Source organism: Halosolutus amylolyticus, from assembly GCF_023566055.1.
GTDB lineage: Archaea > Halobacteriota > Halobacteria > Halobacteriales > Natrialbaceae > Halosolutus > Halosolutus amylolyticus.
Window position 1 is genome coordinate 391,437 of sequence record NZ_JALIQP010000004.1, and the last position, 16,887, is coordinate 408,323.

Here is a 16,887-nt window from a genome sequence, read left to right on the forward strand (position 1 = left end):
ACGGATCGTCAGGTTCGATCGCGTTCGCGTTACGCTTCGAATTCGGGTTCGGGCTCTGACTCCGTCGATCCGTCCGGGTCTCGATCGGATGTCGATCGAGCCTGCGTCGCTTCCCTCCTGTTGGCGACTCCGTCCGTCGTTGCTGAACCCGCCACGTGCTCCGCGTTGGCACAGCGCCGGCAGTAGTAGTTGGTTCCGTCCGACATCGAGAGCGGGAGACCGAACAGGCAGACGTCCTCGCGGTAGGTTCGCTCGACGCCCCGATCGACTGGGTCGGCACACGCCGCACACGGCCGATCCGGGGCGACGACGGCCCGTTCGTCGACCGATCGGATCCGGCCGGTCGCAGTCACCGGGTGGCGTCGGTCGAGCCGCCGCCGAACGGAGGGCAATGCGGCGAGCCCACCGATCGCGAAGAGCGACGCGAAGGCAAAGAGCACGAGGCTCACCGTCGCCGCGGATACGAGCAGTCCGACGCCAGCGAGCACGGCGGTGACGAGCCAGCAGACGGCCGCGGTCAGGCGTGCCAGCACTCGCCAGCGGGTGTCCCCGGTGCCCGTGCTCGAGTCCGTAGTCGCGGCGGCGTCCGTCGTCACCCCGTTCGCACGAAGCACCAGCCGATCGGGGTCACCGAAGTACCGGTACGCGCCGTACAGCGCGTTCCCGAATCCGCCCGTCCACCAGACGGTCAGGAGTGCGACGATCAGGTGGTCGGTCACGCTCCCGAACGATCGGCGGACCATGACGACACGCTCACCGAAATCGTGTTCGAGTTCCCAGCCCCGCCGGGCCGCGCGAGCGATCCGCCGCTTGAGGACGGCCCGATCGGTCCCCGGGCGGTCCGCCGAGGTCGTGGACGACTGCCGATCGGTCCCCGCCGAACCGGCCCTCGTCGGGGCCCCGCAACTGGTGCAGTAGTTTGCGGATGGCGCGAGGGAATCGCCGCAGTTCGAACAGTACGGCCCGCCGGAACCGGGGTCCGGACTACGCGGACGATCGCCGCTCATACCCGTGCGCACGCCGACCGCGACACTAACTCTTTGGAGCGTTCGGAAATCGAATGAAACGGGAGTCGGCGGAAACGGTCGGGGTCCCGATAATCGGCGGCTCAGCCGATGAGTCCGAGTCGGAGCGCGGCACCCATCGCACCGAACAGCAGGACGAACGCGAGACTGACGACGTAGTACGCGTGCCATGTGCGTGACGGACGGAACGGTTCCGGCAGGTGTTTCTCGACGATGTACCAGTTCGCCGGGTAGAAGAAAATCTCCGTCACGGCGAGGACGGCGGCGACGTACAGCAACAGCGTCACCGGGACGTTGCCGAGTGCGAGCACCGTCGTACTGCTGACGCCGACGACGCCGACGATCACGAGTTGCCGAACGCGTTCGCTGTCGATGCTGTCGTCCTCGAGCGCCATCGGCAGGACGTCACCGGTCGCACGGGCGGCCCCGTCGAGCAACGTGATGACCGTCGAGTACAGGGCGGCGAACGCCCCGATCAGCATCGCGTAGTACGACCACGGGCCGAACGAGTCGCTCAGAATGGATCCGATCGCGAACGCGAGGTTGGCGTCTTCCGGCGGATTCGGGTAGAGGACGTTCGTCGCGAGCACCACCATCGCGACGATCAGGACGAAGCTGAACGCGTAGCCGACGTTGAAGTCACGCCGACCGGTCCGAATCCACGCCCGGATGTAGTCGTGGTAGGCCGGATCCGCCGGATCGAGCCCCTTCCGACGGAGTTCGCCCGCACCCTCTCCCTTGGCCATGCTCCAGCTGCCGATCAGGATACTCGTACTGAACCCGGTCGGGGCGAACCCGGCGGCGGCCGCGAACAGCGCGACGAACGCCGGACCGGTGAGGTCGGGAACGGCGAACGCCGTCTCCACGATCCGATCCGGCGACGGCGGGCCGACGAGCGCGCCGAGCAGGATCAGGGCGCCGACGGCGATCGTGAACCCGATCAGGATCTTCTCCAGCAGGCTGTAGCGGGAGACCAGCACGAGCGCGCCGGCGCCGCCGACGAAGACGACGTAGGCCCACTGCGCGGTGAACCAGCCGGGGGTGAGGGCCGCGACGAACGCCGCCGAACTCATGCCGACGCTGGCCGTGATGAACGTGTACATGACGGTGAAGACGGCGATCGTCACCCAGAGCGCCCAGTTCTTCGGCCCGGGGAGGTCGCGGTAGCCCTCGATCGGGTTCGCCCCCATCCCGTAGTTGTAGCGGACGCCGAGTTCCCAGGCGCCGTACTTCGCGACGTAGATGAGCGCGAACATCCAGATCGCGACCAGCCCGAAGGTGCCGCCCATCGACGGCGCGATAACGATGTGGCTCCCCCCGATGCCGATCAGCGCCCAGAGCATCGAGGGACCGAAGTGATTCTTGAAGAAACCGGCCCAGTCCGAAGACGGATACGTGAGGTCCGCCTCGGCGGTTCCCCTCGCCGCGTCCGGCTCACTGGCCACGTTCACCACCCGGTTCGCGATCCACCCACCAGCGGACACCGGTGCCCGGTATCGGCCCCCCGTTCGAAAGTGTACGATCGTCAATATCCAACATGGATTCTATCGAAGAATTGGCGACCCGTAACTTATACTCACGGATCCGTCACCAGATGTACAGCGTCGATCGTCAGTGGTCGTCCAGAACCACCGGAACGCTCCGGTTCGCGACGTCGACGACGAATGCGTCCGCGTCCGTCTCGAGTGCGTCGAAGGTGTCGTAGTGGATCGGGAGCACGAGTCCCGGATCCATTCGCTCGGCCAGCGCCGCGGCTTCGCGGCGGTCCATCGTGAACGACCCGCCGATCGGCGGCAGGAAGAGGTCGACGTCGAGGTCCCCGTGGAACGGGAGAACGTCGGAGTCGCCGGGCCAGAACACGCGGACGCCGTCGACGGTAACGGCGAACCCGCAGCCCTCGCCGTCTGGATGGAACGGCTCGCCGCTCTCGTCGACGTGTGGGCCGGCAGGATCGTTGTAGGCGGGCGTCGTGAACAGGTCCAGCGGTCCGAGGACGAACGACTCGTCCGCGCGAACGCGCTCGACCTCGTAGGGAAGGTCCTCGGGTTGGTCGTTGACCCGATCGATCTCGCCCGCGTCGATCGACTCGTGGACGACGACGATCGCGTCCTCGTGGGCGACCCGGCGGATCCCCTCCGGGTCGTAGTGGTGATCGTGGGATACGAGCACGAGATCGCCGTCGCGGGCGTCGTAGTCGTCGAGGACGCCGTAGCGACCTGGATCGAGGTAGATGACGGCCCCCGTCTCGCTTTCGAGGCGGACGGTCGCGTACCCCAGCCAGTCGACGGTCACGGCACCGAAACGAACGGTCATACCGCTCTTTCGTTCGACGTGGGGGAAAATCGTTCGACTCGATTCGGGCCGAATAGTGGGGAACGTCCCGACCCGGAGTCGGCCGACGGATCGTCTCGCTCGATCGCGTCCGACCGAATTGCCGGTCAGGGACGGCGGATCGAGTGCGAGAGCGTCCCGACGCCCTCGACCTCGATCTCGATCTCGTCGCCGTCCTCGAGCGGGCCGACGCCCTCCGGCGTTCCAGTCGCGATCACGTCGCCCGGTTCGAGGGTCATGTAGGTCGTGATCTCGGCGATCAACTCCGGAATCGAGAAGATGAGTTGCTCGCGGGAGCCGTCCTGTTTCAGTTCGCCGTTGACGCGCGACTGGACGGCCGCGTCGTCGGGGACCTCGTCGGGCGTCGCGAGCAGGGGCCCGATCGGAGCCGCACCGTCGAAGGCCTTGCCGCGGATCCAGTTCTGTTCCTGGCGCTGGTCGTCGCGGTTCGAGACGTCGTTCACGCACGTAAAGCCCGCCACGACGTCCATCGCGTCGGACACGGGGACGTGGCGACACTGCTCGCCGATGACGACGCCGAGTTCCGCCTCGTAGTCGATCCGATCCTTCCCGGCGGGCGCGGTCACGGTGTCGCCGTGGCTCGCGACCGCGTTCGGCGGTTTGAGGAACAACAGGGGCCGATCGGGCACGTCCGAATCCATCTCGTCGGCGTGGTCGGCGTAGTTGCGCCCGATGCAGACGATCTTCGACGGCTCACACGGCGGGAGGACGTCGATCGCGTCGTCCTCGAGCGCGTAGCTTTCGTTGCCGAAGTGGACGTGACCGCTCTCGTACTCGCCGCGGCGGACGGCACCAGCCGGGTCGCGAAATCGGACGTATTTCATGCGGGATCCGTCGCGTTCCGGGATGAAAAGGGTTGAGATGTCGGCGGCGATCGCCTGCCCGAGGCCGCGGGATGAACGTGGCAGGGCCGAATCCGATCTGTCGGCGATCGAAGTACGTGAGGCCGTGCCACTACGCGATCGGAACGGAACGCTTTTTACTAGTCCCCAGCAAGCAGTGAATGCGTTGGCTCCGTTGGTGTAGTCCGGCCAATCATTTCGGCCTTTCGAGCCGATGACCTGGGTTCAAATCCCAGACGGAGCACTTCTTCGCGAACTACTTCGTGAGCGAAGAATGCGACCCTGGATTTGAAGTAGAGAAACGCGAGCGATAGCGACCGTTGCCCCAGAGTTCGAACCCAAGACGGCGCGTTTTTCGACGGGTAAACTCGCGAGTCGCAACTGTGGGGCAGGGTCCGATGCCGCAATACGCGAGCGATAACTCGTCTCACTCGAGTTTTCGGAAGCAGTTGTGACAGAACGACGCGACCGAATCGTTTTCCGTGGCGCATACACCACACTGGCCGTCACGAGTCGTCGATGACCGCGACTCGGACGGGGGCGCAAAGAGGTTTTTCCGCGGGTCGGTGTACGCGTCGACGACGTCGCTCCACGTGACCGCCGGATCAGTATCAGTGTACCCTGCGCGGGTTCTCGTGCGTGAAAGCAGCGAACTGCCTTGCATGCGGAGAAGCCCGTGCCAGAGTCCGAAGAAAAAGAGCGACGGGAGAAGGCAGAGCGAAAGGACTGCCCCAACGAGGACGAGGCTCATACAGGTCGGTTCGTCTCACTTACCATAATCGCACTCGTGAAATCGTTCGCGAGTAATATACGTTCCCCAGCGATCACCGCTGGTCGGTCTCCAGTTCGAATCCGATACGACCGGCCGTTCGAGCCGATGACCTGGAATTTGAAGTAGAGAAGTCCCAGCCCTGGGCGCGACCGAATCGAACGACCGGGGACGTCTTTGCGTAGTTCAACTCCGGACGGAGCGTTTTGCTACGGTCGACGCCCCGAAGCTGTCTCCGGGGGAGAACTTTTGTCGATCGAACACGTGCGGGAAGATGGCACAGACCAATGTCCGAGCAGACGGGAGAGGTAACGCTCGTGCAGGCGGTGGCCATCGAGGTGGGCCTGATCGTCGGCGGGGCGCTGTTCAGTCTCACGGGCGTCGCGGTCGGTATCGCGGGTCCGGGCGTCGTGGTCGCTTTCGTGCTGGCGTTTTCGATCGCGATTCTCGGGCTGGTGCCGACGGCGATGCTGGGGGCGGCGTTCCCGACGACCGGCGGCAACTACCGCTACCCGGCGCGGTTCGTCTCGCGACCGATCGCGTTTCTCGCGGCCTGGGGCCTCGGCGTCAGCATGTTCGGCGGGGGCCTGCCGCTGTACGCGCTGACCGCAGGCCAGTACGTCGACGCGATCGTCCCGGTCGCGCCAACCCTCGTCGGCGTCCTCCTGCTGTCGGGCTTTTTCGTCGTGAATCTCGTCGGGATTCGGCCGGCCGCGACGGTCCAGTTGGTCATGTTCGTCGGCCTGATCGCGGCCCTGGGCTCGTTCGTCGTGCTGGGCGTCCCCGCCGTCGAGACCGCGAACCTGACGCCGGCCTTTCCCAGCGGAGCGATCGGCGTCGCGACGGCCGCGGGGGTCCTCTACTTCGTCTGTCTCGGTGCGAACTTCGTCGTGGACATCGGCGGCTCGGTCCGGGACGCGACGGTGACGATCCCCCGCTCGTTCGCGATCACCGTCCCGCTCGTACTCGCCGTGTACGTCGGGATCGGCCTCGTCGCGGTCGGTGTCGCCGGAACGGACGCCCTCGCGGGTGAAACGCTCGCGGTCCCCGCCGGGATGTTCCTTCCCGGGCCGCTCCAGTCCGTGTTCGTCGTCGGGGGCGCGCTGTTCGCGATCGCGACGAGCATCAACGCCGTCTACATCATCACCCCACGGTACCTCGCGGTGCTGGCCGAGGACGGCCTCGTGCCGTCCGGACTGGCCCGAACGAACAGTCGGTTCGACACGCCACACTGGGGGCTGGTCGTCGTCTACGCGCTCTCGACGGCGGCGTTGCTCTCGCCGCTCCCGATCGCGGGACTGGGTTCGTTGCTCGGCTTCGGCGGCGCGTTTCTCGTCGTGCCGGTGATGGCCGCGGCGATCGTCGTCGGGCGGACGCGGGCTGAGACGGCCGAATCGGCGATCGGACTCCCGGCGCAGTCCGTCACGGCGATGGCCGCGCTGGCGATCCCCTGTAATCTCGCGTTGCTCGGATTGCTCGCCGTCCAGTCGCCGTCGGTGTTCGCCCTCTGGGCGGGCCTGCTGGCGGCGGGCGGTCTCTACTACGTGTTCCGGACCCGGATCCGGACGCGTGCAGCGGACAGCGTTCACGAAACTCCGAACTCATGATTCCAGACACGACTGGCGTCGTCGGTGCCGGACTGATGGGCCGCGACATCGCGGGCCTCCTGGCCAACGGTGGCTTTCCGGTTACCCTCGTCGACGTCGACGACACCGCGCTCGAATCGGCACGCGACTACCATCGAACCGACCTCCCGGAGGCACTCGAATCGGCCGGGTTCGACCCCGACGATCCCGCGAGTCGCATCGAATACGAGACGGACCTCGCGGCGCTGGTCGACCACGACTTCGTCGTCGAGGCCGTCCCGGAACGGCTCGCCCTCAAGCGCGACCTCGTCGCCGACCTCGAGTCTGTCCTCGACCCCGGGGCCGTCGTCGCGACGAACACGTCGTCGCTCACGCCGGGCGACATCGCGACCGGCCTCGAACGCCCGGAACGGGTCGTCCTCTTTCACTTCGCCAATCCGGCCATCGATCGCGACCTCGTGGAGATTTCGGGCGACGAGGCCAGCGATCGCGCCCTCGAAACTGCGACGGCGGTCGCCGAGGCGATCGATCGCACGCCCGTCCGACTCGAGGCCGAGTACCGGGCGAACTGCCTCTCGCGACTCTCGGCGAGCATCAAGTGCGCCGGGACCTGGGAACTGCTCGCGGCCTCACCCGCGGAAGTCGATCGCGGCGCGCGGGTGATCGGGTTCGACCGGGGGCCGATCGAGTTCGTCGACCTCATCGGGATCGACGTCCACCTCGCGACGGTCGACAACCTCGCGGCCGCCTATGGCGATCGGTACGCGCCACCGCCCGAAATCCGCGATCGGATGGACGCGCTCGTCGACGCGGGCGATCTGGGAAAGAAGACCGGCCAGGGGTTCTTCGAGTGGGACGGCGAGGAACCCCGGATACCCGAGGTCGAGGACGCCCACGACGTGACGCCCGTGGTCGGCGCGCTGGTCAACGAGGCCTACCGACTCGTCGGGGACGGGGTCACCGATCGGGAGACGGTAAACGACGTCCTCAAACGCGGTTCCGGCGGCGATATCGGTCCATTCGACGTCGAATCGATGCTCGGTACGGGATTCCTCCGGGAGGCGTTGCGAGAGCGGTACGGGGAAACGGGAGCCGACGTCTACGATCCGGTCTTCTGAACCGCTCGCATCCCGAGCGGGTCGATCCGGTCAGACCAGCAACGGCGGTGCGGCGTACGGATCGACGCGCACGTCAAGCAGGGTCGGCACGTCGCGCTCGAGGCTCTCTTCGATCGCCGAACCGACCCGCTCGGGATCGTCGATCGTCTCGCCCGCACAGCCGAAGCCGCGGGCGACCTGCGCGTAGTCGACGCCGTCGTGGAAGTCGGTGGACATGTCGAAGCTGTGCGTTCCGAGCTGGCTCATCTTGGAGGAGCCGAGCGACTCGTTGTTGGTGACGACGACGGTGATCGGGAGGTCCTCGCGGACGGCTGTCTCGAGGTCCGAGATGTGGTAGCCGATTCCGCCGTCGCCGGAGAGCGCGACGATCGGCCGATCGGGCAACGCGGTCTTGACGCCAAGCGCCTGGGGGAGACAGACGTTGATCCCGTCGCTGCCCCTGGCCTGGAGGTAGGAGAGGCCGGCCCGCTCGGTTTCGTAGAACGCGCCCGAAAAGAACCCGGGGAAACTCGTCGCGCTCACGAGCACGGCCTCGGCCGGGAGTCGCTCGTTCAGTTCGGAAACGACGCGCTGTGGCTTTACCGGCGTCTCGTCGCTCGTCAGGTCCGCCTCGAACCCGGCGCGCCAGTCAGCCCGGTCCTCGACGAGTCTCTCGATTCGTACCGCCCGATCGGCGTCGCCGGACGCGGTCTCGGCCAGCGCGTCGAGGGTGGCTTTGAGATCCGCCTGGACGGCGACCGTCGGTTCGTAGTTGCGGCCGAGCCAGGCGGGATCGAGGTCGACGTGGACCAGCGGCACGTCCTCGGGGACCAGCGACCAGCCGACGCTGGTGAGTTCGCCGAACCGGGTCCCGAAACCGAGCACGAGATCAGCGTCCTCGAGGGCGTCGTTTGCCACCTGGCAGAACCCCCAGCGTCCGACGACGCCCAGCGCGTGGGGGTCCGTCTCCGCGATCGCTCCTTTGCCGTTCATCGAGGTCACGACGGGGACGTCCGCCGCCGTCGCGAAGCGCGTCAGTTCGTCGGTCGCGTCCGCGCGGACGACGCCCTCACCGGCGACGATCACGGGGCTGTCGGAGGCCGCCAGCAGATCGCCGATCGCGTCGAGGCCGTCCGGATCGGGTGCCGGTCGGGTCCGCGGATAGGTTCCGGAGACGTCGTCGCGGGGTTCTCGATCGGTCTCGCCCGCCATGACGTCCTCCGGGAGATTGACGTGTACCGGACCGGGAACCCCGGTCGTGGCGATCCGGAGCGCGTTCTCGACGGCCTCGACGGCGCGGCCGGGCGTTTCGGCGTCGAACGTCGCCTCGGCGAACGGGTCGAGGATCGCCTCGTTGTCCCCGTCCTGAATGACGCCGTTCCCGCGGGTCTCCCGATCGTTCCCGCCGGTGAGGGCAACGACCGGCGACGACGCGCCGGCGGCCTCGCAGAGTCCGACGCCGATGTACGCGGCACCGGGTCCGCTGACCCCGTCGACGACGCCCGCGGTTCGGGATGCCCTCGCGTAGCCGTCCGCCATCAGGGCCGCGCTCGCCTCGCTCCGGGCGAGGACGTGCCTGACCGTCGACCCGTCGACGCTCGCGTAGTAGGGATCCATCTGTTCGCAGGGGAACCCGAAGACCGTCTCGATCCCCGCCCGTTCGAAGAGTGCGGCGATCGCGTCCGTCGATCGGGCCATCATCGACACCTCCTGTACAGTGGTTCCTGGTGACACATAGCACCCGATACTCAAGGGGAGAACTAAAAACGTACCCCTGGACTGTCGCCCGTCGCCGACTATCCACATCGATGTCATCCTCGGACGGAATGCATCGGCCGAGGGCGGAATCTCGGAGACGCGAGCGGGGCGTCGTCGCCGGCAGTATCCCGTAGGACGTCCCTACACCCGAACCCGAAACCGCGCCCGTTATTCGGCCTCGGCCCTGAATGCTGGTGTGACTTCAGCCGAATCGAACGGAACCGACGGCGGCGAGCAGCTGCGGAGTCGTGGGTACCACATCACGGTCGACGACGGCCGGGACTCGTTTTTCGCGCTCAGCATCGAACGGGCAGACAGCGACACGGCGTGGCTCATGTCGGACACCGTGCTGGCGCTCGACGAAATGCGATAGCTCGAACGCCGATCGCGACCGCCGTGATCTCGGTCCCAGTCCATCGATCACCCGACGCGACGAGTGGCGCGCGCGAGCACCGTCGGCTCCGTTCGTCGACCCGATCGTCCCGATTTCTCCCCGTTCCGAACCACGTTAGCTAATCACAATAATATCGAAAGTGAACGGCGCTCCGGCGCGTCGATCGGCTCGGGCAAAATAGACAGCCATATTAAAATTTATATTAGTAGTAAATGTTCGTGACTCCGGTAGCGAACGCCGTGAATTTCGGCCTGCACCTCGCCCCGGGTCGATCGATCGCACGCGATGGTTTCCGTTCGCTGTCATGCCGCCAGTAACTATCACGGAAGACGATGATCGACGGTGTAACCGTGTGACACGGGGATTTTTAGCGTCGGACACGTACGGGGCGAATATGACACTGCATAACAGGGACGTTCGGCAGGACGTCCGCGAACTCGGGGCGTTGCTCGGGGAAGTCCTCGAGGATCAGACCTCGCGACGGTCCTTCGAAACCGTCGAATCGTGCCGGCGTGCAGCGATCGACTACCGTGCCGACGAACTGGAGTCGCGGGAGCCGCTCATCACGGAACTCGAGGGGCTGTCCCCCCACGAACAGCGGATCGTCGCGCGGGCGTTCACGACGTACTTCGAACTGATCAACCTCGCCGAGGAACGCGAGCGGGTCCGATCGCTTCGAACCGAGTCCCACGAGGGGACCCTCGCGGACAGCCTCGAGACGGCGGCCGAGGAACTCGGGGAGACCGATACCGAGACGGTCGAACAGGTGCTGGACGACGTCCTGATCGAGCCCACTTTCACGGCGCATCCGACGGAGGCCCGTCGCAAGACGGTCAAGTCGAAGCTCCGGACGGTCTCGACGTACCTCGAGACCCTCGACGAGCGGCTGTTGACGAACAAAGAGTCGGAGCAGGTGTGGCGGGACATCGACGCCGAGGTGACGAGCCTGTGGCAGACGCCGCAGGTCCGGCGACGCCAGCCGGAACCCGAGGACGAGGCCCGAAACGTCCAGTGGTACCTCGAGAACACGCTGTTCGACGTCGTCGGCGAGGTCTACGACGAACTCGCCGACGCGATCGACGAGGAGGTCGAGGGCAACCTCGAGATTCCGAAACTGTTCGAGTTCCGCTCGTGGGCGGGGAGCGATCGCGACGGGAACCCCTACGTGACGCCCGAGGTGACGGCGAACACGCTCGAACGCCAGCGCGAGGTCGTCCTCGAGAAGTACCGGGAACAGCTCAAGCGCCTCTCGGGCGTATTGAGCCAGGACGGGAGTCGTATCGACGCTGGTTCGGAGTTCCAGGCCTCGCTCGAGGAGGACCTCGAACGACTGCCCGGGAGCGCCAGGACCGCCGAGGAGCGCTACCCCGGCGAACCCTACCGGCAGAAGCTCAAACTGATGCGCGAGCGCCTGCAGCGCGTCGGCGACGTGCGTCCCGGCGGCTACGACGACGTCGACGAACTGCTCGAGGACCTCGAGTACATCGCCGACAGCCTCCGGAACAACGGGGCGGAGGTCGTCGTCGACGCCCACGTTGATCCGATCCGCCGGCAGGTCGCCACCTTCGGCTTCTCGCTTGCCAGTCTCGACCTGCGCGAACACCAGCAGAAACACACCGACGCGATCGCAGAGGCCCTCGAGTCGGAGGGGATCGACTACCACGCGTTCTCCGAGGACGAACGCGTCGAGTGGCTGACCGAGGCGGTTCTCCAGGACGAACCCGTCATCGACCTTTCCGACACCGAGGATCTCTCCGACGCGTCGACCCGCGTCCTGACGCTGTTCGATAGTCTCGCCGAGTGGCAAAGCGAGTACGGCGTTCACGCGATCGACACCTACTGTATCTCGATGAACGACGAACCGAGCCACGTTCTCGAGGTGCTGTTCCTCGCCGACCAGGCGGACGTCGTCTCCCTGCCGGAACACTGCGGGATCGACATCGTTCCCCTCCTCGAAACGGAGTACGCGCTCTCCGGGGCGCGGCGCATCATGGGCACCCTCTTCGAGAACGAAGCCTACAGTCAGGCCCTCGAGGCTCGCGGTCGGACCCAGGAGATCATGCTGGGATACTCCGACTCGAACAAGGAGAACGGCTTCCTCGCGGCCAACTGGTCGCTGTACAAGAACCAGCGCCGACTGGCCGAGATCTGCGACGACCACGACGTGACCATGCGGCTGTTCCACGGCCGCGGCGGCTCGATCTCCCGGGGTGGCGGTCCGATGAACGAGGCCCTGCTCGCGCTTCCCAACTCGTCAGTCACCGGGCAGGTCAAGTTCACCGAACAGGGCGAGGCGATCGCCGAGAAGTACGCCAATCCCCGGATCGCCGAGCGAAACATCGAGCAGATGGTCAACGCGCAACTCCGATCGCGGCTGTACGCGATGGACCAGCCCGAAGAGGAGATCCTCGAGGAGTGGATCGACGCGATGGAGACGATGGCCGACGCCGCCCGCCAGGAGTACCGCGACCTCCTCGAGAGCGAGGGCTTCGTCCAGTACTTCGAGCAGGCGACCCCGATCACCGTCATCGAGGACCTCGACCTGGGGTCGCGACCGGCGTCGCGAAGCGGCGAACGCACCGTCGAGGACCTGCGGGCGATCCCGTGGGTGTTCTCCTGGACTCAGTCGCGGTGCATCCTCCCCGGCTGGTACGCCATCGCGACGGGCGTCGACGCCTATCTCGACGATGGTGGGTCGATGGAGACCCTCCAGGAGATGTACGACGAGTGGGCGTTCTTCCAGACCACGCTCGACAACGCCGCGCTCTCGCTCTCCCGGACTGAACTCGAGATCGCCGACCAGTACGCCGACCTGGCCGACGACGACCTCCGCGATCGGTTCTTCCCCCGACTGACCGACGAGTGCGAACGCGGTGCCGAGTTGATCAAGGAGATCGGCCAGCGCGAGGAACTCCACACGCGCGACTGGCTCGGGGAGAACCTCGAACGGCGCAACCCCTACGTCGATCCGCTGAACCTCCTCCAGACCTACCTCCTCGATCGGACTCACCGGACCGACATCGAGGAGCGGACGCTCCGGCTGACGGTGAAAGGGATCGCTGCCGGGATGAAGAACACCGGCTAAGGTCGTCGCCATAGCCCTTCGATCGGGTGCGGGCGGCGAACGTGACTCCCTGGCATCCCTGCCAAAAATCGAAACGGGTAAAAACATCACCCGGATAGATAGGAGTGAGCCGAGATAGCCTAGCCCGGCCAAGGCGGCAGATTCGAAATCTGCTGTCCTCACGGACTCGGGAGTTCAAATCTCCCTCTCGGCGCTTCTACGGCGACCAACAATGGCGAGCGCCGCATAGCGGCGCGAGTCACTCGGTCGCCGCGAACGGTGACGGAGATTTGAACGAGAGAAGACGTAGCGCGACCGCAGGGAGCGACCGTCTTCGCGTTGTTCAAATCTCCCTCTCGGCGCTTTTCCAGCAACAATTCGATGAGCGCCGCACAGCGGCGCGAATCATTTCGTTGCTGGAAAACGACGTCGGGGATTTGAATGAGACCGAGGTTCTGCGAACGCAGTGAGCAGGTTCTCGGGCGTAGTTCAACTCTCCCTCTCGGCGCTTCTTCGAGAACTCGTCGGGGAGCACCGTATCGCGGTGCTTCCCACCGAGCCTCGCAATACGATCGCCACGGATATCGCGAGCGGCACGGGTATCCCGATCGGAGACGGTGGATCGATCGGCGGTGATCGGTCGGCGACCGTCTCGCTGGACCTGGTCACGATCCGATCGAGGATCGCCGCGATCGGGATTCTTCGGGGTCCTGTCGGCGAAATCGACCTTCCGAATCCCCGTCAACTGCAAGGTGATTTTTTATTCGCCCGGGGCTGGTCATCTGTCCTGTCAGTAGCTACCAATGGTCGCATTCTACGACGGCATAACGGTCTGGAGAGAGGGGTATCGATGAGTTCGAACGAGGACGGGGACTCGGGGGACGAACCGTTCCATCCGCTCGGAGAAGAATGGCAGGACGAACTCGAGGCGACCCTCGAGGACACCGAGTACGACACGGATCTCGGCCTCGAGATGGCCGAAGACGCCATGAAGGTGACGAAGGGGGAACTGTCGGAGGAAGCGTTCCACGATCGGTACCACGAGGACGTGCTGGCCGAGTTCGGCGAGGACGAGCGCCCGATCGAATCCGGGGAGGGAGGCCGGTTCGACGAGGCGCTGTCGCGAGTCGGGGTCGGCGAGGAGTCGCGTCGCGACGTGATGAAGAAGATGGGGGCCGGCGCCGGTGCGGTCGGACTGGGTGCCTGGGGGACCGCGGAATCGGGCGGCGAACCGTCACTCGCGGCCACACAGGAGGACGAGGAGGGTGGCGAAGCGGGCGGTCACGGCGAGGGAACCCAGTGGGGGATGACCCTCGACCTGGAGCGGTGTGACGGCTGTCTCGCCTGCGTCACCGCCTGTGCGGAGGAGCACAACTGGGACCAGGGCGCGAACTGGATGTACATCCTCGATTTCGAGGACAGCACGCCCGGGGGTCGAAATCGTCTCATTCGGCCCTGCCAGCACTGTACCGACGCGCCGTGTGAGAAGGTGTGCCCGACGACGGCCAGACACACCCGAGATTCGGACGGACTCGTGCTGACCGACTACGACGTCTGCATCGGCTGTCGGTACTGTCAGGTCGCGTGTCCCTACGGCGTCAACTACTTCCAGTGGGACGAACCGGACGTACCGGCAAGCGAAATCGACGAGGAACACATGATCGACGAACGCGGCCGGTGGGTCAGCAGCCGCAGTCCGCGAGGCACCATGCAGAAGTGTACGTTCTGTGCCACCCGCCAGGACGGCACCAAAGGCGAGGAGATGGTCGGAACGACGGCCTGTGAAGACGCCTGTCCGCCCCAGGCGATCAACTTCGGCGACATGAACGATCCCGAGAGCGTCCCACAGCAGTACCTCGAGAACGTCGGCCGATCGCGGGCGGCGGAGATGGTCCAGGGACAGAGCCCCAACAGGGACGAGATCGAAGAAGCCTACGCGTTCGTGGAGGGGGACGTCGACCTGCTCGAGATGTCGTTCGTCCCCGGGGAGTGGGACCAGGAGCAGATCGAGGCCGTCCAGTACGTCGACGGTGAGGTCGAGGCGAGCGAGTTGCAGTACGTGATCGACGCCGAGGAGGAAGACGACCCCGAAGCCGCGGCGGACGAGGCCTCCAGGGAGATCGTTCGGGGCATCGTCGAGGACCCCGTTACGGAAGCCGTCGGCGAGGACGGAGCGGACGACGAGGTCGAGGCGGTAGTCGACGCCCTGGTCGGAGAGGGGAGTGAAAGCGACGCCGACTCGGACGCGCTCTCGGCCGCCGAAGACCAGCTGGATGCGGTACTCGACGACTCGGAGGCGGCGATCGAGGACGCCGTCGATCGGTACGAGAGCCGGGAGATCACGCCGGCGGAAGTCGAAGAGGCCCTCGCCATCCTCGAGGACGGCGAAGCGAACCCGGTATCGGACGCCGGAATCACCGACGAGGAGCAGGCCGAGCAGGTCATCGAGGCCTACACCGACGGTCGGAATTCGTCGTTTCGACTCCTCGAGGACATCGGGACCCACCCGAACATCGTCTACATCGGCAACGAACCGGGACCGGAGGCCGAGCAGGTCGAGGGGCCGGTCGCCTACGACGACGTCGGCCAGACCGACGACCGCAAGGAGGTCCTCGACGATGGGACGGTCGATTTCGGGTCGCTCACGTGACTCGCGTGATCGGACATGCGCCGGGCCAGTACACTTCACCCGGCGAGCGACGGGGCGATGCTCGTGGCAACTCGAGAGCTTCTTATCCCGTGACCCGAAGGGATACCCATGGACCGTCGCCAGCGAACGATCGTCGGCATCCTCTGGATCAGCGTCGCGGGAGTGATGGCACTCACGCTCGAACCGGGGATTCCGTCGACGGCAAGCGCGATCGCGCGACTGTTCGTCGTCCTCCTCGCGCTCTTTCTCGCCGTCGTCTACCTGTTCGATCCCTGGGGCGTCCTCAGTCGCCAGCCGTTTCACTGACGGGGTCGCGGGGGAAGCCCGGAACGGACCCGAGCAGTCGTGATTCCCGCGGCTGGCGACGATTACGCCGTCGCCGGCGTCACCCCGTGCTCGGCCAGCAGTTTCGTCGCCATCGCGGTCTGCCAGGCGAGCCGATCCGAGAGCGTCGTCCCCTCCCGTGTGACTTCGACGAGGTAGCCCGGCACGTCGAGGTCGTGACCGACCTTGTGCGTGAGGAGGGGTCGGTCCTCCTTGCCCTGAACGGTGCCGATCGCGAACTCGTATTCCGGGCCGTAGGTAGACGGCGAGACGAATTCGTCGTTCACCCATTTAGTAGCGCTAACCGCGGTGTCGCGACCGGCTGCAGTCGGGAAGACGACCTGTCCGACGCCGCTGTTTACGCCCGACGCGTAGATGCCGTGTGAGGAGTGGAGATCCAGCATCACGTCCGGCTCGTGACGCCGAATCTCGCGCCAGATCGCCGCTGCCGCGTCGAGCGTCGGCGCTTCGCCGGGTGGAAACTGTCGGTTCATATTGCCGTCGCTCGTCTGGTAGCGACCCTGGACGATCGCGGGCGGGTTCGCGAACGGAATCACGACCAGTCTGCCGGTCTCGAGCGTGAGCCCGGTGAGTTGCATCGCGGTGAGCCAGCCTGCCGGTTCGATACCGTGTTGCCCCGCGACGACGACTGCCGTCGGGTCTGTGCCGGTCGACGATCGGCCCTCGACGACGTACACCCCACTCTCGTAGCGGGTGTCCGCCATGAGTGTACGACGCGGGCCCAACTGTGAGAGGACGTCGCGAAGCGAGTCGTCGGGGCGACTCGTCGAACTGGTCTCACGGGTCAGCGGTGATTCGGAAGGGGCGTTCGGGATTCCGACAGTCGTGGCGCTGGCGAGCACTGACAGCGTGCCGGCAGACTTCACGAACGATCGTCTCGTTTTTCGTGACATTCGTTGCGAAGAGAACGTAATTGGTACGAAAAGTATCCGGGGTGAAATCGACCGTTTCGGGCGATCGAACCGACGTAGGCCGTCACTTACTCGTTCGTTCGAATCCGATCGG

13 protein-coding genes and 2 tRNA genes are annotated in these 16,887 nt (G+C 65.8%); 8 read left to right on the forward strand and 7 right to left on the reverse strand.

The window, feature by feature from the left end; translation table 11 throughout:
- Positions 1-29: 29 nt before the first annotated feature.
- From MUN73_RS17225 to MUN73_RS17240, 4 genes are all read right to left on the reverse strand, one after another.
- On the reverse strand, positions 30-1,007 hold the full coding sequence (locus MUN73_RS17225) for a zinc ribbon domain-containing protein (protein ID WP_250141747.1): 978 nt from the start codon (positions 1,005-1,007) through the stop codon (positions 30-32).
- Between the two features lie 101 nt (positions 1,008-1,108).
- On the reverse strand, positions 1,109-2,479 hold the full coding sequence (locus MUN73_RS17230) for an Nramp family divalent metal transporter (RefSeq protein WP_382182063.1): 1,371 nt from the start codon (positions 2,477-2,479) through the stop codon (positions 1,109-1,111).
- A 157-nt stretch (positions 2,480-2,636) separates the two neighbouring features.
- A complete protein-coding gene (locus MUN73_RS17235) occupies positions 2,637-3,338 on the reverse strand; it encodes an MBL fold metallo-hydrolase (RefSeq protein ID WP_250141749.1) in 702 nt (233 codons plus the stop codon).
- A 125-nt stretch (positions 3,339-3,463) separates the two neighbouring features.
- A complete protein-coding gene (locus MUN73_RS17240) occupies positions 3,464-4,201 on the reverse strand; it encodes a fumarylacetoacetate hydrolase family protein (RefSeq protein ID WP_250141750.1) in 738 nt (245 codons plus the stop codon).
- Positions 4,202-4,388: 187 nt separating this feature from the next.
- Here MUN73_RS17240 and MUN73_RS17245 point away from each other — a divergent pair.
- A tRNA-Glu gene (locus tag MUN73_RS17245) sits at positions 4,389-4,463 on the forward strand.
- Between the two features lie 183 nt (positions 4,464-4,646).
- Here MUN73_RS17245 and MUN73_RS17250 read toward each other — a convergent pair.
- The gene (locus MUN73_RS17250; RefSeq protein WP_250141751.1) at positions 4,647-4,970 is read right to left on the reverse strand and encodes a zinc ribbon domain-containing protein; all 324 of its coding nucleotides are present in this window, start codon (positions 4,968-4,970) and stop codon (positions 4,647-4,649) included.
- Positions 4,971-5,275: 305 nt separating this feature from the next.
- Here MUN73_RS17250 and MUN73_RS17255 point away from each other — a divergent pair, with 305 nt between their 5' ends.
- Positions 5,276-6,595, forward strand: coding sequence for an APC family permease (locus MUN73_RS17255; protein ID WP_250141752.1), 1,320 nt, complete (start codon positions 5,276-5,278; stop codon positions 6,593-6,595).
- Positions 6,592-7,692: a 3-hydroxyacyl-CoA dehydrogenase family protein gene (locus tag MUN73_RS17260; protein WP_250141753.1), complete on the forward strand. Its 1,101-nt coding sequence runs from the start codon at positions 6,592-6,594 to the stop codon at positions 7,690-7,692. The genes MUN73_RS17255 and MUN73_RS17260 overlap by 4 nt, the downstream gene beginning before the upstream one ends.
- Before the next feature lie 30 nt (positions 7,693-7,722).
- Here the strand turns inward: MUN73_RS17260 and MUN73_RS17265 are convergent, their stop codons facing one another.
- Entirely contained in the window at positions 7,723-9,405 is a 1,683-nt protein-coding gene (locus MUN73_RS17265) for a thiamine pyrophosphate-binding protein (protein ID WP_250141754.1), read from the reverse strand.
- A 220-nt stretch (positions 9,406-9,625) separates the two neighbouring features.
- Between MUN73_RS17265 and MUN73_RS17270 the strand changes: the two genes are divergently transcribed.
- The 5 genes from MUN73_RS17270 (at position 9,626) to MUN73_RS17290 (ending at position 15,843) form a co-directional block, all read left to right on the forward strand.
- The gene (locus MUN73_RS17270) at positions 9,626-9,802 is read left to right on the forward strand and encodes a hypothetical protein (protein WP_250141755.1); all 177 of its coding nucleotides are present in this window, start codon (positions 9,626-9,628) and stop codon (positions 9,800-9,802) included.
- Between the two features lie 415 nt (positions 9,803-10,217).
- Positions 10,218-12,908: a phosphoenolpyruvate carboxylase gene (gene ppc, locus MUN73_RS17275; RefSeq protein WP_250141756.1), complete on the forward strand. Its 2,691-nt coding sequence runs from the start codon at positions 10,218-10,220 to the stop codon at positions 12,906-12,908.
- 108 nt (positions 12,909-13,016) lie between these two features.
- Positions 13,017-13,101: transfer RNA gene (locus tag MUN73_RS17280), tRNA-Ser, on the forward strand.
- A 636-nt stretch (positions 13,102-13,737) separates the two neighbouring features.
- Positions 13,738-15,537 carry a 4Fe-4S ferredoxin N-terminal domain-containing protein gene (locus tag MUN73_RS17285; RefSeq protein WP_250141757.1) on the forward strand — a complete coding sequence of 600 codons (1,800 nt, stop codon included), beginning with the start codon at positions 13,738-13,740 and terminating at the stop codon, positions 15,535-15,537.
- A gap of 108 nt (positions 15,538-15,645) precedes the next feature.
- On the forward strand, positions 15,646-15,843 hold the full coding sequence (locus MUN73_RS17290; RefSeq protein WP_250141758.1) for a hypothetical protein: 198 nt from the start codon (positions 15,646-15,648) through the stop codon (positions 15,841-15,843).
- A gap of 62 nt (positions 15,844-15,905) precedes the next feature.
- Here MUN73_RS17290 and MUN73_RS17295 read toward each other — a convergent pair whose 3' ends face one another.
- Positions 15,906-16,748: a succinylglutamate desuccinylase/aspartoacylase family protein gene (locus MUN73_RS17295; protein WP_250141759.1), complete on the reverse strand. Its 843-nt coding sequence runs from the start codon at positions 16,746-16,748 to the stop codon at positions 15,906-15,908.
- Between the last annotated feature and the right edge of the window lie 139 nt (positions 16,749-16,887).

Bases quoted from the DNA above. Each gene is read 5' to 3' on its own strand.
- MUN73_RS17285 (WP_250141757.1), top strand. From the start codon at position 13,738: ATGAGTTCGAACGAGGACGGGGACTCGGGGGACGAACCGTTCCATCCG.
- MUN73_RS17250 (WP_250141751.1), bottom strand. From the start codon at position 4,970: ATGAGCCTCGTCCTCGTTGGGGCAGTCCTTTCGCTCTGCCTTCTCCCG.
- MUN73_RS17235 (WP_250141749.1), bottom strand. From the start codon at position 3,338: ATGACCGTTCGTTTCGGTGCCGTGACCGTCGACTGGCTGGGGTACGCG.
- MUN73_RS17225 (WP_250141747.1), bottom strand. From the start codon at position 1,007: ATGAGCGGCGATCGTCCGCGTAGTCCGGACCCCGGTTCCGGCGGGCCG.
- ppc (WP_250141756.1), top strand. From the start codon at position 10,218: ATGACACTGCATAACAGGGACGTTCGGCAGGACGTCCGCGAACTCGGG.
- MUN73_RS17255 (WP_250141752.1), top strand. From the start codon at position 5,276: ATGTCCGAGCAGACGGGAGAGGTAACGCTCGTGCAGGCGGTGGCCATC.
- MUN73_RS17260 (WP_250141753.1), top strand. From the start codon at position 6,592: ATGATTCCAGACACGACTGGCGTCGTCGGTGCCGGACTGATGGGCCGC.
- MUN73_RS17290 (WP_250141758.1), top strand. From the start codon at position 15,646: ATGGACCGTCGCCAGCGAACGATCGTCGGCATCCTCTGGATCAGCGTC.
- MUN73_RS17240 (WP_250141750.1), bottom strand. From the start codon at position 4,201: ATGAAATACGTCCGATTTCGCGACCCGGCTGGTGCCGTCCGCCGCGGC.